The sequence below is a fragment of the Taklimakanibacter deserti genome, from assembly GCA_003574785.1.
In genome coordinates, this window is the sequence record QORU01000027.1 from 22,766 (window position 1) to 43,240 (window position 20,475).

Annotated in this window: 16 protein-coding genes and 1 pseudogene; 3 read left to right on the plus strand and 14 right to left on the minus strand. The window is 63.2% G+C overall.

Going from position 1 to position 20,475, the window contains the following annotated elements; translation table 11 throughout:
• Window positions 1-11 precede the first annotated feature (11 nt).
• The 7 genes from DS839_RS34625 to DS839_RS34655 all read right to left on the minus strand — a co-directional run bounded on the left by DS839_RS34625 (window position 12) and on the right by DS839_RS34655 (window position 8,081).
• The gene (locus DS839_RS34625; RefSeq protein ID WP_119275124.1) at window positions 12-2,516 is read right to left on the minus strand and encodes a sensor histidine kinase; all 2,505 of its coding nucleotides are present in this window, start codon (window positions 2,514-2,516) and stop codon (window positions 12-14) included.
• A gap of 161 nt (window positions 2,517-2,677) precedes the next feature.
• Window positions 2,678-4,081 (minus strand): adenosylhomocysteinase, encoded by a 1,404-nt coding sequence (ahcY, locus tag DS839_RS34630; protein ID WP_119275125.1) that lies wholly within the window; start codon window positions 4,079-4,081, stop codon window positions 2,678-2,680.
• A gap of 101 nt (window positions 4,082-4,182) precedes the next feature.
• A complete protein-coding gene (locus DS839_RS34635; protein WP_119275126.1) occupies window positions 4,183-4,458 on the minus strand; it encodes an HPr family phosphocarrier protein in 276 nt (91 codons plus the stop codon).
• A complete protein-coding gene (locus tag DS839_RS34640) occupies window positions 4,458-4,856 on the minus strand; it encodes a PTS sugar transporter subunit IIA (protein WP_119275127.1) in 399 nt (132 codons plus the stop codon). The genes DS839_RS34635 and DS839_RS34640 overlap by 1 nt, the downstream gene beginning before the upstream one ends.
• Window positions 4,857-5,048: 192 nt before the next feature.
• Complete coding sequence (locus DS839_RS34645) at window positions 5,049-5,552, minus strand: HPr kinase/phosphorylase (protein WP_119275128.1); 504 nt, start codon at window positions 5,550-5,552, stop codon at window positions 5,049-5,051.
• On the minus strand, window positions 5,545-7,353 hold the full coding sequence (locus tag DS839_RS34650; RefSeq protein WP_119275129.1) for a sensor histidine kinase: 1,809 nt from the start codon (window positions 7,351-7,353) through the stop codon (window positions 5,545-5,547). Before DS839_RS34650 ends, DS839_RS34645 begins: the two co-directional genes overlap by 8 nt.
• 29 nt (window positions 7,354-7,382) lie before the next feature.
• A complete protein-coding gene (locus DS839_RS34655) occupies window positions 7,383-8,081 on the minus strand; it encodes a response regulator transcription factor (RefSeq protein ID WP_119275130.1) in 699 nt (232 codons plus the stop codon).
• Window positions 8,082-8,197: 116 nt separating this feature from the next.
• Here DS839_RS34655 and DS839_RS34660 point away from each other — a divergent pair, with 116 nt between their 5' ends.
• Both DS839_RS34660 and DS839_RS34665 read left to right on the plus strand, forming a co-directional pair.
• On the plus strand, window positions 8,198-8,926 hold the full coding sequence (locus DS839_RS34660) for a HugZ family pyridoxamine 5'-phosphate oxidase (RefSeq protein ID WP_119275131.1): 729 nt from the start codon (window positions 8,198-8,200) through the stop codon (window positions 8,924-8,926).
• A gap of 186 nt (window positions 8,927-9,112) precedes the next feature.
• Window positions 9,113-10,657 (plus strand): annotated as a pseudogene (locus DS839_RS34665) (phosphoenolpyruvate carboxykinase); the annotation flags it as partial.
• 7 nt (window positions 10,658-10,664) lie between these two features.
• Here the strand turns inward: DS839_RS34665 and DS839_RS34670 are convergent.
• A complete protein-coding gene (locus DS839_RS34670) occupies window positions 10,665-11,246 on the minus strand; it encodes a MarR family winged helix-turn-helix transcriptional regulator (protein WP_119275133.1) in 582 nt (193 codons plus the stop codon).
• Window positions 11,247-11,610: 364 nt separating this feature from the next.
• Between DS839_RS34670 and DS839_RS34675 the strand changes: the two genes are divergently transcribed.
• Window positions 11,611-13,647 carry a transglycosylase domain-containing protein gene (locus DS839_RS34675; RefSeq protein WP_162919003.1) on the plus strand — a complete coding sequence of 679 codons (2,037 nt, stop codon included), beginning with the start codon at window positions 11,611-11,613 and terminating at the stop codon, window positions 13,645-13,647.
• Here DS839_RS34675 and DS839_RS34680 read toward each other — a convergent pair whose 3' ends face one another.
• The 6 genes from DS839_RS34680 to deoC all read right to left on the minus strand — a co-directional run bounded on the left by DS839_RS34680 (window position 13,648) and on the right by deoC (window position 20,347).
• On the minus strand, window positions 13,648-14,397 hold the full coding sequence (locus DS839_RS34680) for a M48 family metallopeptidase (RefSeq protein ID WP_119275135.1): 750 nt from the start codon (window positions 14,395-14,397) through the stop codon (window positions 13,648-13,650).
• 6 nt (window positions 14,398-14,403) lie between these two features.
• Complete coding sequence (locus DS839_RS34685) at window positions 14,404-15,636, minus strand: polyhydroxyalkanoate depolymerase (RefSeq protein ID WP_119275136.1); 1,233 nt, start codon at window positions 15,634-15,636, stop codon at window positions 14,404-14,406.
• 148 nt (window positions 15,637-15,784) lie between these two features.
• The gene (locus DS839_RS34690) at window positions 15,785-16,393 is read right to left on the minus strand and encodes an SCO family protein (protein WP_119275137.1); all 609 of its coding nucleotides are present in this window, start codon (window positions 16,391-16,393) and stop codon (window positions 15,785-15,787) included.
• 45 nt (window positions 16,394-16,438) lie between these two features.
• A complete protein-coding gene (locus DS839_RS34695; RefSeq protein WP_119275138.1) occupies window positions 16,439-16,894 on the minus strand; it encodes an RbsD/FucU family protein in 456 nt (151 codons plus the stop codon).
• Between the two features lie 72 nt (window positions 16,895-16,966).
• The gene (locus DS839_RS34700) at window positions 16,967-19,345 is read right to left on the minus strand and encodes an aldehyde dehydrogenase family protein (RefSeq protein WP_119275139.1); all 2,379 of its coding nucleotides are present in this window, start codon (window positions 19,343-19,345) and stop codon (window positions 16,967-16,969) included.
• Between the two features lie 3 nt (window positions 19,346-19,348).
• A complete protein-coding gene (gene deoC, locus DS839_RS34705; protein ID WP_438816561.1) occupies window positions 19,349-20,347 on the minus strand; it encodes a deoxyribose-phosphate aldolase in 999 nt (332 codons plus the stop codon).
• Window positions 20,348-20,475 lie beyond the last annotated feature (128 nt).

Genomic DNA, 20,475 nt, shown 5'->3' on the forward strand with positions numbered 1-20,475 from the left:
GTCCGGATCGGTCACGCGGCGACGGTGCCGCGCCTATGCTCGTGGGAACCGCGATCCTGCGCGTGGGGGCCACGCATCGGGAAGCGGCAGATGACGGTCGTGCCCTTGTTGACCTGCGACCGCAAGGAAACACGCCCACCATGTAATTCCACGAAGCTCTTGACGATGGCAAGCCCCAAGCCGGGGCCCCTATGGCCGCCCGGCATGGGCTTGGACTGGAAGCGGTCGAAGACCCGCTTCTGGAATTCGGGGTCGATGCCGCGGCCGGTATCGGCGACCCAGAGCAGGATGTCGTCGCCATCATGCGCCGCCCCCATGCGGATGATGCCGCCTTCCGAGGAGAAGCCGATGGCGTTGGCCAGGAGATTGTGCAGGATCTGCTGCACCCGCTTGGGATCGCCCACGAAGCGCGCCGCGTCCTCGGCGACCTCGATGTTCAAGGTCAGGTCGCGCTTGGTCATCCATTGGCCAAGGCCCTCGCCCACCTGCTGCATGATATCGACGACATCGATCTCGGAAAGCCTGAGCTCCATGGCGCCGGCATCGATCGTCGTCAGGTCGAGAATGGCGTCGATGATGACGAGAAGATCCTGGGACGAATCCTGGATGTCGCGCAGATATTCCTGCTGCTTGGGCTTGAGGTCGCCGGCAATGCCGAGCGACAGGCTCTCGGCGAAGCCCAGTATGTTGGTGAGCGGCGTGCGCAATTCATAGGAGACGTTCGACATGAAGCCGGTCTTCAGGCGGTCGGCCGCCTCGAGCGCCTCGGCGCGCTCGCGCAAGGCGTTCTCGATGCGCTGCGAGTCGGTCACATCTACATAGGTCAGAAGCGCGTTGCCGTCGGGCAGGGGCACGAAGGCATATTCGAGTGCCAGGCCGTCGGGCCGGTTGAGTCGTCCTTTGAGCGGCTTGCGACCGGTGTCGAGGCTGGTCATGCCGTATTTGAGCTCGTCCCAGACGAGGTCGTCGGCGAGCAGCTTGCGGCACTGGTCGATGACCGGGTCGATATGCGGCTGGCGGTCGAGGAAGGCGGGATCGAGCGACCAGAAGCGGGCAAAGGCCGGATTGTGCAGCTTGAGCCGCCCGTCGGTGCCGAACAAAGCGACAGCCTCATGCAGATTGTCGAGGGTCTCGCGCTGGACGCCGATCAATTCATTGTAGCGGCTCTCGAGCTGGATCTCCTTGGTGACATTCTCATAGAGATAGGTGGTGCCGCCGAAAGGATGCAACTCGCAGATCACGCGCAAGGAGCGCCCGTCGGGCAAATACCACCAGCTTTCGCGCGTCTCGAGCGTCGTAAAGGCCTGCAGCTGCTTGGCCTTCCAGTCGCGGTAATTGGCCTGCTCGGGCAGGCGGCGCAGCTCGCGCAAGCGGTCGAGGATCTCGCCGTCGCTCGGCCCCAGGGCCAGCCAGTCCGGATCGAGAGACCAGAGCTCGGCATAGGCCGAATTATGGAACAGGAGCCGCTGGTCGGGCCCGAAGATCGCGATCGCGGTGTCGAGCTTGTCGAGGGTCGAGGCATGGCCCTGGATATGGCGCTTCAGCTCCTTGCGCGCATTCTCGATCGGCGTGACGTCGATGGCGAAACGAGCAAAGCCGTCGGCAAGCCTGATCTCATGGACGTCGAGGGCGCATTTGGTGCCGCCGATCACCGCATGGCTGCGGCCCTTGAGGCTCGACGATTGGCCACCTTGCGGCGGCTCGATCCTCGAGTCGTCGACGATCTCGATCCGGTTGGCGATGACGGCATCGACATCGGCCGCTTCGACCGCCTTGATATAGCTGTCATTGACCCAGATCGTCTCGCCATTCGTGTCCTTGAGCCAGATCGGGAAGGGTGCGGCGTCGAGCACCGCGCTCAGGCGCTCGACCTGCTTGCCGAGGCGGCGGGCATCATAGGCGAGCTCGGTGACCTGGCGGCGCTCGCCGGCAAGCGGCCTAAGCCGCAAGGTGGTGAAGCCGCCGGCGGTGCGGCCGTCGGCTTCGAGAAGCTCGTCTTCGAGCGTGCGGATGCCGATATTGAAGGGCGCGCCCTGATCACGCATGAGGGCGACCGCGTCGTTGAGTGCCCCCGCCGATTCGGCATCGAGCCAGGAGGGGAAGTCGAGAAGCCTGTCCTTGTCGGCCGGGACCTTGACCACGCCCCGCATGTCGCCGGCAATCCGGTTGGGCAGGCCCTCACGGCCATGCCAGACCATGAGGACGGCCGGCTCCGCCGTCAGTATCGCCTCGCTCTCATTGAGCGCGGTCTCGAGCTCGCGCGCCCGCCGCTCGGCGGCCTGCTCCTCGCGAATGAGCTTGCGGATGACGAAGAACGCCCACAGGAAAACGGCGGCGGACGCAAAAAGGGCGGAAAAGGTCAGCGGATCATCGGCAAAACGCGTGGCGAAGTCATGGCCCCAGTCGCCTTGCGCGGCAGCCGGTGCCACGCCCCAGGCCATGACGGGAAGAGATGCGCCGAGCCTTGTCGTCCAGCCGCCGACAAATGTGCATATAGAGGCACAGTCTCTGCGCATTGCCTTCCTGAATATCCTTTCGGGAGCGCCCCGATCCCAATCCTCATGCGACGCATGCTCACGGCGTCAGCCGGCGGGCCGAATCACCCGCCGTCCGCTCATGGGGAAGATATACAAGCAAAGTCCCGGCGCAGGAATCCTGCGGCGTATGCTGTTCAAAACTAGTAGCGATAGTAGTCGGGCTTGTAGGGGCCTTCCTTGGTGACGCCGATATAGGAAGCCTGCTCGTCCTTGAGCTTGGTCAGCTTGACGCCAAGCTTGGCGAGATGGAGGCGGGCGACCTTCTCGTCCAGCGTCTTGGGCAGCACATAGACCTCGTTCTTGTACTTGCCATTGCCGGCATTGGCGTAGAGCTCGACCTGCGCCAGCGTCTGGTTGGTGAAGGACGCCGACATCACGAAGCTCGGATGGCCGGTGGCGTTGCCGAGATTGACCAGGCGACCCTGCGACAGGAGGATGATCCGGTTCCCCTTGGGGAAATGGATCATGTCGACCTGCGGCTTGATGTTGGTCCACTGGAAGTTCCGGAGATCGGAAACCTGGATCTCGTTGTCGAAGTGGCCGATGTTGCAGACGATCGCCATGTCCTTCATCTGGCGCATGTGATCGACGGTGATGACGTCCTTGTTGCCGGTGGCGGTGACGAAGATGTCGGCGGTCGGCAGCGCATCCTCGATGGTCATCACGGAAAAGCCGTCCATGGCCGCCTGCAGCGCGCAGATCGGGTCGATCTCGGTCACGATGACGCGCGCGCCTGCCCCTTTCAGCGATTGGGCCGAGCCCTTGCCGACATCGCCATAGCCGCAGACGAGGGCGACCTTGCCCGCCATCATCACATCGGTGCCGCGCCGGATCGCATCGACGAGCGATTCGCGGCAGCCATATTTGTTGTCGAATTTCGACTTGGTGACGCTGTCATTGACGTTGATCGCCGGGAAGGGAAGCTCGCCCTTCTTCTGCAGGTCATAGAGGCGATGGACGCCCGTCGTCGTCTCCTCGGAAACGCCCTTGATCGAGGCCCTGATCTTGGAGAACCAGCCGGGGCTCGCCTTGAGGCGCTTCTTGATCTCGGCGAAGAGGCATTCCTCTTCCTCATTCGTCGGATTGGCGATGAGGGAGGGATCCTTCTCCGCCTTGGCGCCCAGGAGAATGAAGAGCGTGGCGTCGCCGCCGTCATCGAGGATCATATTGGCGGGCTCGCCCGGCCAGTCGAAGATGCGGCCGGTGAATTCCCAATATTCCTTGAGGCTCTCGCCCTTGAAGGCGAAGACCGGAATGCCGCGCTTGGCAATGGCGGCGGCGGCATGGTCCTGAGTCGAGAAGATGTTGCAGGAGGCCCAGCGCACCTCGGCGCCGAGCGCCACCAGGGTCTCGATCAGGACGGCGGTCTGGATGGTCATATGAAGCGAGCCCGAGATGCGGGCACCTTTCAGCGGCTGCTTAGGCCCCAGCTCCTCGCGGATCGCCATCAGGCCCGGCATCTCCACCTCGGCCATCTCGATCTCTTTGCGGCCCCAGTCGGCCAGGCCGATATCGGCAACATGAAAATCCTTGGAACTCGCCATGACAGATCCCTGCTTCAGTTGATGGGTGGAATTGGCGGGAGCCTATAGCAGGCCGGTCCCGGCGTGTCCATAAAGATATAAAGAAATCTTTATATCTTGGACTATTCCTCGCCGAACTTGTCGGCGATCAGGGCGCCCAGGGCATCGAGCGCAGCAATGGCCTGGGGCCCGGCAGCCGTCACCTGGATGGAGGAGCCGGGGGTCGCCGCCAGCATCATCAGGCCCATGATCGAGGTGCCGGGGACCGTCTGGCTGTCGCGGCTGACCAGGATCTCGGCGTCGAACTGCTCGGCGCATTTCACGAATTTGGCCGAGGCCCGGGCGTGGAGACCGCGGCTGTTGATGATCAGGAAATGTCGCGTATGGGGATCCGCCATTATCCGCTCAAGATCTGGCTCGCGATATTGATGTATTTGCGTCCAGCCTCCTGGGCCTTGACGACCGCGGTCTCGAGCGATGAGTCGCCGCGGATGCGGGCGAGCTTGACCAGCATGGGCAAGTTCACGCCGGCGAGGACCTCGACCCGGCCGTTCTCGAGCAGCGAAATGGCGAGATTGCAGGGCGTGCCGCCGAACATGTCGGTGAGCACGATGACGCCCTGCCCGGTGTCAGCCACCTGGATGGCGGCCATGATGTCGGCGCGGCGTTTCTCCAGTTCGTCATCCGGGCCGATCGAGACCGTCACCAGATTCTGCTGCGGACCGACAACATGCTCCAGCGCAGACCGGAATTCTTCCGCCAGCCGCCCATGGGTGACCAGAACAAGTCCGATCATGAATTCAAATGCTCCACCGGAACATATCCTATTCCTTTAGCGCGTGATCAGGAAAAGTGGACACCGGTTTTCCGTCCGATCACGCGCAATATTGAGATTCCGATCACGTTCATCACTTCAGGTCGCTCACGACCTGAAGTGATCGTGATCTAGGGTGGGCGAATGTGCCGGGAAGTGCTGCCATATGCAATATCAAGCCCCACCTTGCCGAATTTGCCGCAGTTCATCGTGAGGCACCGCGGTGAGGACGGCGCGGATGCGCGCCGTGGCCGTCACCTTGGACGGATCGATGGCGATCTCGGGCAGCACCACGCCGGCGATCCGGTTGATTTGGGCATTGTCAGGCAGGCGTTCAATCTCGGTCGCCGGCATGAGCCTGACCACGAGGGTGAGCCGCGCCTCCGGCAAGTGATCCACCTTCACGATCCCCTGCCCCCTGATTTCGAGCAGGCCCGCTATCGGCTGAGGCGCCGTCGCGAACAACGCAGGTCCTCGCCTTTCGATGACCGTCTGATCATCTGCAACGAGCCGCCCGCGGATCAGCTTAGGTCCGGTCCCATAGCCGGGCTGATCGAGGAGCCTGAGGACAAGGTCCGATTTCCCCGATCCCGGCGGCCCTAAGATCAATATGCCGTCATCGCCCAGCGCTACACAGCTTGCATGCAAGGTGATCCTGGCAGCGTCGGCGTCAGCCATCTTCGGCGGCCACCCAGTCCTGCGGGATGGCGGGGATACGGACGATGAAACGGGCGCCCAGAATGGGCCGCTCGCCGCCCTGGGGCGCCTTGCCATAGCGGTTCTCGGCCCAGATGCGGCCCTTATGGGCTTCGACGATCTGGCGCGAGATCGACAGTCCCAAACCCGAATTCTTGCCGAAGGAGCCTTCCGGACGATCGGTATAGAAGCGCTCGAAGATGCGCTCGAGATTTTCCGGCGGAATGCCCGGCCCCTCGTCCTCGACGCGGAACTCGACATAATATTGCAGGCGGCGCACGCGTACCCGGATGGTCGACTGGGCGGGCGCGAAAGAGCGCGCATTGTCGATGAGATTACGCACCACCTGGCCGAGCCGCGTATCGTGGCCGAGAATGACGAAGGCCCGCTCGCGCGGGATCGCCGCGGGCGGCGGCTGCACTTCGAGCGTGATCGCCGCCTGATTGTCCTTGCGCGTCTCATTGGCGAAGGAGACCAGCGTGTCCAGCACCTCGGCGACATTGAGCGGGTTCGCCTCGGAGCGCGCCAGCTCGGCATCGAGCCTGGAGGCGCCCGCGATATCGGTGATCAGGCGATCGAGCCGGCGCACGTCGTCCTTTACCACCTCGACCAGGCGATTGCGCTGGTCCTCGGTCTTGGCGAAGGGCAGCGTCTCCACCGCGCTGCGCAAGGAGGTGAGCGGGTTCTTGAGCTCATGCGAGACATCGGCGGCAAAGGCCTCGATCGCCTCGATTCGATTGTAGAGCGCCGTCGTCATGTCGCGCAGCGCCCCCGACAAATGCCCGATCTCGTCGCGCCGCTGGGTGAAATCGGGAATCTCGACACGCTTGTTGACGCCGCGCCTGACCCGCTCGGCGGCGCTGGCGAGACGGCGGATCGGCTCGGCGATGGTGCCGGCGAGGAACACCGAGAGCAGGATGGTGACCAGCGCCACGAAGCCGAAAGTGAAGAGCACGATCTTGCGCTCGGCGAGGAGCACATTGTCGATCTCCCCACCCGAGGTCGAGAGCACGAGCGCGCCGAGCACGGCGCGGAAGCGCTGGATGGGGACCGCCACCGACACGATGATCTCGTTCTGGTCGTTGATCCGGACGATCGAAACCGAGGCGCCGTTCAGGGCAGCGAGGACTTCCGGGAATTCCTTGCCGTTGTCGACGCCATAGTCCTTCTGGTGCGGATAGTCGTTGGTGAACAGCCAGTCATTGAGACGCTTCCACCAGCGCATCCAGATCGTATCCGGCTTGCCGTCGAAGGGCGGCAATTCGCGCTGGGTGATCTCGCCCCGGCCATAGAGATAGCGGCTGTCGACCACGAGATTGCCATCGGGATCGATGATGCGGGCGCGAATCGACGTCGAGGCGAGGAGACGGCGCAGGATCGGCCCGGCATTCTCCGGGTTGATCGGAAAATCGAGATCGCGCAGCTGCTCGGCGTCAGCGGCGGTATCGTCCTGCGAATTGATGAGCGCATCGGGATCGATGACGATCGAGCCCGTGTCGACGGTCGCCTGGCCCGCCACCGCAGCGGCGATGATGTTGGCCTGCGGCATCAGGCTCTGCACCCTGGCATCGATCAGGCCCTGGCGGAACTGATTGAAATAGAGAATGCCGAGGACGAGGACGATCAGCCCTGCGATGTTGAGGAGGACGATGCGGCTGGTCAGGCTTGCCGGGGCGAGGCGATGAATCCACCAGGCGAGGCTGCGTTCGCGCTCGGCGACCGCCTCGGATGTGGTTGCTTCCTCGATCTCGATCCGGTCGGGTGTCTCGACGCCCGTCACCATTCCCTGCCCAACCTATATTGCTTCGGCGATCAGGACTCCTTGAATCGATAGCCGACGCCGTAAAGCGTCTCGATGCCATCGAAATCATCATCGACGAGCTTGAATTTCTTGCGCAGCCGCTTGATGTGGCTGTCGATCGTACGGTCGTCGACATAGACCTGATCGTCATAGGCGGCATCCATCAGCGCGTCGCGGCTCTTGACGATGCCGGGGCGCTGGGCCAGCGACTGCAGGATCAGGAATTCGGTGACCGTCAAGGTCACCGGCTTCTGGTCCCAGGTGCAGGAGTGACGATCGGGATCCATGGACAGCTTGCCGCGATCGATGGTCTTGGCAGCCTCCTGCGGCTGCGCGGCGGCGTCACGCGGCACGGCGCGGCGCAGGACCGCCTTGACGCGCTCGACCAACAGACGCTGCGAGAAGGGCTTCTTGATGAAATCATCGGCGCCCATCTTGAGGCCGAACAATTCGTCGATCTCATCGTCCTTCGAGGTCAGGAAGATGATCGGCAGATCGGATTTCTGGCGAATGCGGCGCAACAGCTCCATCCCGTCCATGCGCGGCATCTTGATATCGAAGATGGCCATGTCGGGGGGAGAATCCTGCAAGCCCTGGAGTGCCGCGGCACCGTCCGAATACTTCTGGACCTGGTAGCCCTCAGCTTCCAGAGTGATTCCGACGGACGTCAGAATATTGCGGTCGTCATCGACAAGAGCGATCGTCGGCATGTGGTCCTATTGATCCCATGGTTAAACACTAACGCGGCTGTAACCTTGGAACTGGCGCAAAATGTGGCGCCCCCGTATTCGGTCTACCCCCACTCTATTAGGGAAATCACCCCTCCATGACAACTCCTGCCAGCCGCAGCTTTACCGGTACCGAAGCCCGAGCGCTCCTCAGACGGGCGCGCACCGCAGCGCTTGGAACCAGCAATCGCGAGCCCCGAGGCCCCTATGTCTCGCTCGCCAATATCGCCACCGACGGGCAAGGCTACCCCGTCATCTTCATCTCGCGGCTGGCCTGGCATACGCGCAATATCGAAGCTAACCCTGAGGCCAGCATCATGGTTAGCGAAATACCTACTACGGGCGACGCACTGACCGGTCCCAGGGTCACCATCATGGGGCGATTCGAAAAACTTGACGCTTCGGAAATCGCTCAGCGCTATGCCCGACACCATCCGGCGGCCCAGACCTATCTCGATTTCCCGGATTTCTCCTTCTGGCGCCTCGTCCCTGAAAAAATACATGCCGTGGCAGGCTTCGGCCGGATCGAAACCATGGAACCCGATGAGGTCTTCCTGCCAGAAAGCGCAGCAACGGCGGTCATGGCGTCGGCGCAAGGCGCCATCGATCACATGAATGAGGATCATGCCGATGCGGTCGAGCTCTATGCGGTGAAGCTCCTCAAGGCCCAGCCTGGAAAATGGCGGGTCACGGCCATCGACCCTGACGGCGCCCATCTCGAGCTCGAAGGCAAGGTGCTGCGGCTCGCCTTCGACCAGCCGGCGGAAAAGGCCGCCGACCTGCGTCAAGCCTTTGTCGCCCTGGCGCAGAGAGCTAGAAATTCATGATGCGAAACAGTCAACAGTATGAGGGTCGATACCGCAGAAACCATGAGTTAAAGACATCTTTCTGGCTTGTTTCTTGCTGCCCTTCCCCCTACCTTGCCGGTTCGGCGAAAAATTCAGGGAGGAACAACCTTGCATCACTCAGGCCGCTTCAACGCCAATGTCCCCTTGATCGTCACGGAGCCGCGCTCGGTCGCCTTCAATTCCGGTGTGCCCCAGCTCTATGAGGAGGCGCTCCGCCGAGGCGAGGGACGCGTGGCCGAAGGCGGCGCGCTGGTGGTCTCGACCGGCAGCCATACCGGCCGCTCGCCCAATGACAAGTTCATCCGGCGCGACGAGCAGAGCGAGCCGTCGGTCTGGTGGGACAACAACAAGGCCATCTCGCCAGAGCATTTCGCCACCCTCAAGCGCGACATGCTGGCTCATGCCAAGGACAAGCATCTCTATGTGCAGGACCTTTATGGCGGCGCCGACCCACAGCACCGGCTCTCGGTGCGCGTCATCTGCGAATATGCCTGGCACGCGCTGTTCATCCGCCATCTCCTGATCAGGCCTGAGGCGCACGATCTCGAAAGCTTCATCCCTCAACTCACCATCATCGACCTGCCGAGCTTCAAGGCCAGCCCTCAGCGCCATGGCGTGCGCTCGGAAACCGTGATCGCCTGCGACCTCACTCACGGGCTCGTGCTCATCGGCGGCACGCAATATGCGGGCGAAATGAAGAAGTCCGTCTTCACGGCGCTCAATTACCTCTTGCCCGGGAAAGGCGTCATGCCGATGCATTGCTCGGCCAATGTCGATGAGAAAGGCCGAAGTGCGGTGTTCTTCGGTCTCTCCGGCACCGGCAAGACGACGCTCTCGGCCGATCCCAGGCGCACCCTCATCGGCGATGACGAGCATGGCTGGTCGGATGACGGCATCTTCAATTTCGAAGGCGGCTGCTATGCGAAAGTGATCCGCCTGTCTGAAGAGGCCGAGCCCGACATCTACGCCACGACGCAGCGCTGGGGCAGCGTGCTCGAGAATGTCGTCATGGACCAGGAGACCCGCAAGCTCGACCTCGATGACGGATCGCTCACCGAGAATACGCGTTCGGCCTATCCGCTGAGCTACATTCCCAACGCCAGCAGCAGTGGCCTGGCACCTCTGCCGCAGACGATCGTCATGCTCACCGCCGATGCCTTCGGCGTCATGCCGCCGATCGCGCGCCTGACCGCGGCACAGGCCATGTATCACTTTCTCTCCGGCTACACGGCGAAAGTCGCCGGCACCGAGCGTGGCGTGGTCGAGCCGCAGGCGACCTTCTCGGCCTGTTTCGGCGCCCCCTTCATCCCGCGCCATCCGAGCGTCTATGGCGCGCTGCTGCGCGATCTCATCGCCCGCCACAAGGTCGAATGCTGGCTGGTCAATACCGGCTGGACCGGCGGCGCCTATGGCAAGGGCAAGCGCATGCCGATCGCGGTCACACGCGCGCTGCTCGATGCCGCCCTCTCGGGCGCGCTCAAGAACCAGCCGATGCGCAAGGACCCGCATTTCGGCTTCGAAGTGCCGCTCGCCGTTCCGGGCATCGATGCGAGGCTGCTCAATCCGCGCGACACCTGGGCCGACCCCGCCGCCTATGACATCCAGGCGCACAAGCTGGTTCAGATGTTCATCAAGAACTTCGCCAAGTTCGAGACCTATGTCGGCGAGGATGTGCGCGCCTGCGCGCCGGCAATGATCGCTGCGGCCTAGGAGCGACCTAACCCGCCTGCTCGTGGGCGATGCAGATTTGCGTCGTCTCGATCTCGGCCAGGGGCTCATCGAAGAGCATGCACAGATGCGGGCCTAGCGCATCATCGCTGCGCCCCTCCGCCCGCCAGAAACGGCAGGTCGTGCAGGAGCCGAAAGTGGGACCGAGGCGGCGGGTGACTTCCTGCGCCAGCACTTCGGCCAAGCCCCTGTCCATGCGCCGGCGCGTCTTGCCGCCAAGGGCATCGCAGCTTTGGGCGAGCGCCGACCACGGGTCCTTCGCCATCATGGCCGTGCCGGCGGCCGACAGCCGCAGCACCACCGAGCGTTTCTCGCCCGGCCTTTCGCTCTTCTCAATGAGCTTCTTGCGTTCGAGCGCCTTGACCGTCTGGGAGATCGTCCCCTTGGTGGCGCCGAGATAGCGCGTCAGGGCGCCGGGCGAATTGGAAAAGCGATTGGCGCGCGCCAGGAAGCGCAAGGCTTCCCATTGGGCAGGATTGAGTCCATTGCCGAACTCCGCCGCGCGCATGAGCCGCGACAGGCGCTCGAGCGCATATACGATTCCTGAACCGTCGGCTTCCGCCTTCGCCATGGTTGCGCCCTAATCCGCTCCCCTCGGCAACTCTGACACGCCCTTGAGAGTCCGGCAATGAACAGCTTTTGTTCCAAAGAATCAGGCCATGATGACGACATGATTAAACGTCATTCCTATCGCCTAGTTTCGCTCGGGATTGGCGCGAAAATCAGTTGATCGTCCGCCTTCCCACCCTGACCGGGCGGCATTTAGACAGGGTTAATCACCCTCATCGATGCTTCAGGCGCGGGGTCACTTAAGGCAACGATTCATGGGGACTAACGGCAGGGGTCAGAGGCAGCGCGGCCGAGGGCATGAACAGCGCCGCGAGCCCTCGCTTTTCGGCGGTGGCGGCGGCGGTCGCGGCGGCAGGAACAGCAGCGTGCCGCCCAGCCGAGGCCCAAGGCGCCGGCGCCGCTCGGGCTTTCGCATCTTCAGCCTGTTCCTCGCCCTCGTCTTCTGGGCCGTCTTCGCCGGCGCGGCCGGTTTCGGCTATCTATGGATGAGCCTCGACCAGAAGGGCCTGTTCCAGATCCCGGCGCGCGAGCCCGGCATCATGGTGCTCGCCGCCGACGGAACGGTGCTCGCCGAGCGCGGCGCCTTCTATGGCGACGATGTCCGCCTCGCCGATCTGCCGGCTTATGTTCCGCAAGCGATCATCGCCATCGAGGACCGCCGGTTCCGCTCGCATTTCGGTGTCGATCCCTTGGGGCTCATCCGCGCCATGGTGGAGAATCTCAGGGCCGGGCGCGTGGTCCAGGGCGGGTCGACGCTCACCCAGCAGCTTGCCAAGAATCTCTTTCTCAAGCCCGACCGGACGATGGGCCGCAAGGCGCAAGAGGCGGTGCTCGCCATCTGGCTCGAGACCCAGTTCACCAAGGACGAGATTCTCCAGCTCTATGTGAACCGCGTCTATTTCGGCGGCGGCGCCGTCGGCATAGAAAAGGCGGCACAGAAATATTTCGGCAAGTCGGCGCGCGACGTGACGCTGGCCGAGGCCGCCATCCTCGCCGCGGTGCTCAAGGCGCCCACCACCTACAACCCCATCAACAATCCGGACGGCGCCAACAAGCGCTCGCGCGAAGTGCTCAACGACATGGTCGATGCCGGCTTCATCGACGTCGGTGAAGCGCAGATGGCGCTGACGGCGCCCTCGACGGTGCGCGCGTCGGACTATGTGTCGGCGACCCAATATATCGTCGACTATGTCGGCGAGACCCTGCCGCAGCTCGTGCAGAACTTCGATCAGTCGATCGTCGTCTGGACCACGATCAATCCCGATATCCAGCAGAATGCCGAGCGCTCCTTGCGCCGCAGGCTCACCCAGGACGGCCCCAAATTCAACGTCGCGCAGGCCTCCTTCGTGATGCTCGACCCGACCGGCGCGGTCATCTCGATGGTCGGCGGCAAGTCCTACGTCAAAAGCCAGTTCAACCGGGCGACGAAGGCGAAACGCCAGCCGGGCTCGGCCTTCAAGCCCTTCGTCTATCTCACCGCCATCCAGCAGGGCTATGGGCCGGACTCGGTCGAGGTCGACGAGCCGGTGCGCTTCGGCGACTGGGAGCCCGAAAACTACGGGCACAAATATGCGGGCCCCGTGACCCTCACCAAGGCTTTGGCGCTGTCGCTCAACACCGTCGCCGCCAAGCTCGCCTTCAACGTGTCGCCCGCCGCCGTCGTCGCCACCGCGCATCGCCTCGGTATCACCTCCGAGCTCGTCGACAATGCCTCGATCGCGCTCGGCACCTCGGAAGTGACCCTGCTCGAGCTCGTCTCGGCCTTCACGCCTTTCGCCAATGGCGGATCACCGGTCCAGCCTTACATCGTCACGCGCATCACCACGCGCGAGGGCGCCGTGCTCTATGAGCGCTCGGGCGACGGTCTGGGCCAGGTGGTCTCCAATTACGATCTCGGCTCCATGAACCGGATGATGCGCGCGGTGGTGACGCAAGGCACCGGGCGCAGCGCGCAGTTCGGCGATTTCGAGATCGCCGGCAAGACCGGCACCAGCCAGGACTATCGCGATGCCTGGTTCATCGGCTACAGCGCCCATTACATTGCCGGCGTCTGGGCCGGGAACGACGACAACTCGCCGACCAAGAAGATGACCGGCGGCTCCATACCGGCCGCCATCTGGAAAGACGTGATGGAGCAGGCTCATGCCGGGCTCGTCAATCTGCCGCTGCCCGGCGACAATGATCCTTACAATGACGGATCCGGCGCGGTCGCTTCCTATTCCGAGACCGTCCCTGACGCTTACGCCGAAGAGGAATATGCGCCGCGCAAGCGCAAGCGCGGCTTCTTCGAAAGACTGTTCGGCTCCTCGGACGACGAGGAGGAGAGCGATGCGCCGCGGCGCCGCAACAATGACGGCCAGTCGGCCGCCCAGAAGCTCAGAGAGCGCGGCAACAATCGCTGATCATCCCTTCATCGCATAGGCGTGCAGCTCGGCGCCATGCGCCTTGAGCCAGCTCTTGGCCCGCGCGGCATTGGGGCAATGGGTGAGGACCAGGCGCCAGAATTGGCGCCCGTGATTCATGTGCTTGAGATGCGCCACCTCATGGGCCGCGACATAATCGAGGACGAAAGTCGGTGCCAGGATGAGCCGCCAGGAATAGGACAGCGTGCCGTCGGAGGAGCAGGATCCCCAGCGGCTTTTCTGGTCGCGCACCGACAGGCGGTGGAATTTGACACCCATGGCCTCGGCATAGAATTCGCTCGCCTTGAGGAGATCGCGCTTGGCTTCGGCCTTCAGCCAGTCCGTCAGACGGCGGCCGAGATGCGCCGCATCGCCCGAGACGATGACGGACGCATCGGCAAGCGCCACCGTGCCGCGCCTCGACCCCGAATGCAGGATCACGCGCCTCTCGCCGCGAATGAGAAGCTCAGCACCCGCCCGCAACGGCCGGTCCGCCGGTTCGGATCTGAGCCGCTCGCTGATCCAGCGCGCCGATTTCTTGGCGAAATCGAGCGCCTCGCTGCGGCCGACGCGCGGCGGCAGGGTGACGATGACGCCGGCGCGGTCGCGCGACAGGCGCAAGACCAGGCGCCGCGCCTTGGCATTGCGCCTGAAGCTGACGGGGATCGACTTTCCTTCGATGGCGAGGAGGGCCGGCGGAATCGTCTTCGGGCGCTTGACCAGCCCAAAAGTTTCCAGAAGCCGGGTCACGGCGCCTTACGCATGCTTGCGCATGAAATCGACGATGCGCGGCACCGCATCGCCACGGAAGCGCGAGCCGTTGAACACGCCATAATGGCCAACACCCTTCTGCAAAAGATGCTGCTTCTTGTCGGGCTGGAGGCCTGAGCAGAGATCATGCGCGGCCTCGGTCTGGCCGACGCCCGATATGTCGTCGCGCTCGCCCTCGATGGTCATCAGCGCCGTCTTGGTGATGGCGGAAGGGTCGACCTTCTCGTCGCGATGGCGGAACAGGCCGCGCGGCAGCTCGTGATTGACGAAGACCTTCTCGACCGTCTGCAGATAGAACTCGGCGGTGAGATCCATCACCGAGAGATATTCGTCATAGAACTCGGTCTGCTTCTCGGCCGCATCGCCATCGCCCTCGACCAGGTGCCAGAACAATTCACGATGCGCGTCCATGTGGCGGTCGAGATTCATGGTCATGAAGCCGGTGAGCTGCAGGAAGCCCGGATAGACGTCGCGCATATAGCCCGGATGCGGGAAAGGCACGTTGACGATGGCATTCTTGCGGAACCAGTCGACGCCGCGCGCCACGGCCAGGCGATTGACGACCGTCGGGTTGCGCCTTGTGTCGACCGGGCCGCCCATCAGGATCATGGATCTGGGCTGCTTCGGTTTTTGCCGCTTCGCCATCACCGACACGGCGGCGAGCACCGGTACCGAGGGTTGGCAGACCGCCATCACATGGACATCGGGGCCCAAAAGCTCAAGCATCTCGATGACATAGTCGATATAGTCGTCGAGGTCGAAGCTGCCATAGCGCAAGGGCACTTGGCGGGCATCGACCCAGTCGGTGATATAGACATCGGCATGGGGCAGCATTGCCGCGACCGTGCCGCGCAGCAGCGTCGCATAGTGCCCGGACATCGGCGCCACGATAAGCAGCTTCGGCTGCTTGACCGGCGCCTTCTCGGCCGGCCAGCGCTTGGAGAAATGCACGAGCGTGCAGAAGGTCTTGTGAAGGATGCGCTCTTCGGCGATCGATACCGTCACACCATCGACGGGAATTTCGGTGATGCCGAAAGAGGGCTTGCCGTAACGGCGCGTGACGCGTTCGAAAAGGTCAAGGGAAGCGGCAACCGAACGGCCCATATAGGTCTGGGCGATGGGATTGACCGGGTTTTTCCAGAAGAGGTTCGCTGCATCCGCTGCGGCGCGCCAGGGCGCAATGGCGGCGTGGTTCATCTCGTATAGGTAATAGAGCAATTCCCTGGTCCTTTGGAGGTTAGGGTGCGCCGCAACATATTAGGTACATAACAATGCGAAGTGAGTCCGGCAACCCGACCATGGGCCTAGACCCATGCAAAAACCGGGCATCGGACCCAGCGTCCAAATCGTTCCTAACCTATTGAAATTACTGCTGAACGGCCTGGCGCAGCGCCTCGGCCAGACCTTTCGCCTCGGTGCCATAGGTGAAATGCTTCACGAATTTGCCGTCCGGGCCCATCAGATAGAGGATGGTCGAATGGTCCATCAGATAGTCGGTCTGGTTCTCCGTTCCCTTGGCCTTGGCATAATAGACCCGGTAGGCCTTGGCCACGGCCGCGATATCGGCTTCCGAGCCCGTAAGGCCGATCAGGCGCGGGTGGAAATTGGACACATAGACCTTCATCGCCTCCGGCGTATCGCGTGCCGGATCGATGGTGATGAAGACCGGCTGGATCTTGTCGGCCTCGGATCCCATCTGGTCGAGCGCCGCCGACATCACCTGCAGCTCGCTCGGGCAGACATCGGGGCAGAAAGTGAAGCCGAAGAAGATCAGCATGTATTTGCCGCGGAAGTCCTGGTCGGTCACCCGCTTGCCGTTCTGATCGGTCAAGGTGAAGGGCCCGCCCACCAGCGCCGTGCCCGATCCTATGGGCCCTCGCGGAAGTGAGCCGGTGAGCCACAAGGCGCCCGCCCCCGTGATCGCGGCGATCACCAGAACGACCAGGGCGAAAATCAGCTTCTGACGGGATGGCATGATGATGAGGTAGAGAGACTTGCTCCCCCGCACAAGCCCGTAATGTCAGACTTGATCGGGCGGAATGACGCCCTTCTTGAAGGCGAAGCAGCCATAGAAGCGGCGCTCGCCGGTCTGGATCACGCAATAGGCCTTGCGCGCCAGGTCATAGAAGGCGAAGCGCTCGATCGAGCCCATCGGCCAGGATTTGCCTTCCGCCCGATCGATCTCGGACTGAACCTCGGCCTGTACGGGTGGGATTTCCTTGGGCTTGCCGACGATCTCCATCCTGAGCGCCGGATGCTCGACGAAGCTGTCGAGCGGCATGACCGAGAGAACGGCGCGCGCGGCCCGCCCCGCCGTCACATTGTCGATGCGCAAGAGCCTGCCCAACACGGTCTGGCGGGCGACCGAATCGGCCGGGAAATTCGTGTCGCAGATGATGACGTCATCGCCATGGCCCATGGCGCGCAAGGCATAAAGCACATCGGCATTGAGCGCCGGATCGATCGATTTCAGCATGAGATTTCCCGCTTTATTATTTTGCGCATGATCTTTTCGGAAAACCGGTCCCCACTTTTCCGGATCATGCGCTTATTCCCCGTAAGGTATCCACACATTCTTCACTTGCGTCGCATGGCGCAAGAAAATCGGCCCCTCAGCCTGCGCCTGGTCGAACCAGTCCGTCGCCAAGCCATGATCGACCAGCGTGCGCTTGAGATTGGAGGCCGACAGGCGCTCGGCATCGGCGGAGGCTTTCTCAGGCCCGAACACCCACAGCGCATCGACATCGTCATGCTCGGCGAGCGTCTTCACCAGCGCCAAGCGATCGCCGGTCACGATATTGACGACGCCCGCCGGCACATCCGAGGTCTCGAGCACCGAATAGAAATCCGTGGCGGCGAGCGGATGGCGCTCGCTCGGCACCGCGACGACGCGGTTGCCCATGGCGATGAGCGGCGCCACGAGGCTGATGAAGGCGAGAAGCGGCGCTTCATCGGGACAGACGACGCCCGCGACACCGATCGGCTCCTTGAGCGCCAGCGCCAGGCCGCGCAAAGGCGGTGTGTGGATGTCGCCTTCGAATTTGTCGGCCCAGGCGCCATAGGTGAAGAGCCGCCTGATCGCGGCATCGACCTCGGCCAGCGCGCTTGCGTGCTTGGCGCCGGTCATCGATGCGATGCGGCCCGCGAATTCCTGCTGCCTCCCGCTCAGATTCTCGGCGATGTAATAGAGGATCTGCGCGCGGTTATGCGCCGTCGCCTTCGACCAGGCTTCGGCACCACGCGCGGCCGCCACCGCATTGCGGATGTCCTTGCGATTGCCTTCGCCCACTTCACCCAAAAGCTCGCCCTTGGGCGAGAGGACGGGCCTTGAGTAGTTCCCATCGGGCCGCGATTGCTTGCCGCCGATGAACAGTTTCGCGGTGCGGTCGATCACGGGCAGGCCGGCTTGAGCTTTCGCCTTCATCGCCGGCAACGGCTTCGCCTCAGGCCTCGGCTTGCGCTTCGCCCAGGCCTTCGGCTTCAGATATTCGTAGGCCCCCTCGCGCCCGCCTTCGCGGCCAAAACCCGACTCGCGATAGCCGCCGAAGCCGGCGCTGGCGTCGAAAAGATTGGTGGAATTCACCCAGACGACGCCCGCCTGCAGTTTGGGCGCGATATCGAGCGCAAGGCCAATGGTCTCGCTCCACACACTCGCCGCCAGGCCGTAGCGCGTATTGTTGGCGAGCATCACCGCCTCGTCCGGCGTGCGGAAGGTCATCGCCACCAGGACGGGTCCGAAAATCTCCTCACGCGCCACCGTCGAAGCGGTGTGCACATTGGTGAGCAAGGTCGGCGGATAGAAGAAGCCCTTGTCGGATGAGCTGCCTGGCGACTGGTAGCAGACCGCACCTTCGGCAACGCCCTGCTTCACCAGGCTTTCGATGCGCTCGAGCTGCACCTTGTCGACGATGGCGCCCATGTCGACCGCCTTGTCGAGCGGATGGCCGACACGCAATTTGCCCATGCGCGCCTTCAGCCGGGCGATGAAATTTTCCGCTATGCCTTCCTGCACCAGAAGCCTCGAACCCGCGCAGCACACCTGGCCCTGGTTGAACCAGATGGCATCGACGAGGCCTTCGATGGCGCCATCGATATCGGCGTCATCGAAGACGATGTAAGGCGACTTGCCGCCGAGCTCCAAGGTGAGCGACTTGCCGGTGCCGGCGGTCTCCTTGCGGATGATGCGGCCGACCTCGGTCGAGCCTGTGAAGGCTATCTTGTCGACGTCCTTGTTCTTGACGAGTGCGGCCCCCGTTTCGCCATCGCCGGTCACGATATTGAGGACGCCCGGCGGAAGGCCCGCCTGCTCGGCGAGTTCCGCGAAGAGGAGGGCCGAGAGCGAGGTGAATTCGGCGGGCTTCAGCACCACCGTGTTGCCAAGCGCCAGAGCCGGCGCCACTTTCCAGGCGAGCATCAGGAAGGGGAAATTCCAGGGAATGATCTGGCCCACGACGCCAACCGGCTGATAATCGGCGAGCTCCGTCTCCTGAAGCTCGGCCCAGCCGGCATGATAATAGAAATGCCGCGCCGCCAAAGGCACGTCGAGATCGCGCGTCTCGCGCACCGTCTTGCCGTTGTCGAGACTCTCGATGACCGCGAAGAGACGGGCATGGCGCTGGATCATGCGCGCCAGGGCATAGAGATGGCGCGCCCGGCCGTGACCGCCGAGCTTCGCCCAGCCTGGTTGCGCCTTGCGCGCCGTCTTCACCGCCCGATCGACATCCGCCGCCGATCCTTGCGAGAGTTTTGCCAGGACCTTGGCCGTCGCAGGCTCGAGCGTGTCGAAATGCGCTTTGCCGTTGATCCACTCGCCGCCGATGAAATGGCGGAAGCCCTTGTCGTGCCGCAAGAGCCAGGCGCGTGCCTCGGCATCGCTCTCGGGTGCGGGACCATAGTCCATCGTGTCGAAATAATGCGCGACGCTCATTTCCTATCCGGCCGCATGGCGATTGAAGGCCGAATACCGGCCGGTGACATGGTGCTCGAGCTGGCGCTCGATATCGGCGAGGAGCGATGAGGCGCCGATGCGGAAGAGATCGGGCTCGAGCCACTCGCGGCCGAGCTCTTCCTTCATCAGGATCTGGTAGTTCAGCACATCCTTCGCCGCCCCGATCCCGCCGGCCGGCTTGAAGCCGACCTTGAAGCCGGTCGCCTCCTGATAGAAACGGATCATGCGCAGCATGGCGAGCGTCACCAGGAGCGTCGCATTCACGGTCTCCTTGCCGGTCGATGTCTTGATGAAATCGGCCCCTGCCATCATGCAGACCATCGCGGCCTTGGCGACATTGCGCAAGGTCTTGAGGTCGCCGGTGGCGAGGATCGCCTTCACATGGGCATCGCCGCAGGCGGCGCGGAAATCGCGCATCTCGTCGTAAAGGGCCTGCCAGTTCTGGGTGAGCGCATATTCGCGGGTGATGACGATGTCGATCTCGCGCGCGCCGTCGGCAACCGAGGCCTCGATCTCCTTGAGCTTGACGTCATGCGGCACGAGGCCCGCCGGGAAGCCGGTCGAGACGGCGGCTACCGGAATGTCCGACCCTTCGAGCGCCTCGACGGCGGTCGCGACAAAGCGGTGATAGACGCAGATGGCGCCGGTGGTGATGCGCCGATCGGCCATGCCGAGCGCCTCCAACAGGTCGGGACGCACCGGGTTCATCGCCTTGGCGCAAAGCCTTTTCACGCGCGCCGCCGTGTCATCGCCCGCGAGCGTGGTGAGATCGATGCAGGTGATAGCCTTGAGCAGCCAGGCCGCCTGGGCATCCTTCTTGACCGTGCGGCGCCCGGGAAGGGCCGCGATGCGCCGCTCGGCGGCCGGGAAGTTCAGGCGGATGTCGTCGATGAGATCGAGGGAGAGCTTCATGCCCGCATTGCGGGGCAAGGCATTATGTCCCGGCTTGTTCAAGGGCAGGATCGCGACACCAGACATCATCACTCTCTAACGCATCAACAGATGGCGGAATCACCCTCGCCCCCAACGGGGGAGAGGGAGGGGCCCAATGCAAAGCATTGGGAGGGTGAGGGGGAACCGGCGGTGACATCCTTTTGCATCGCGGGAAA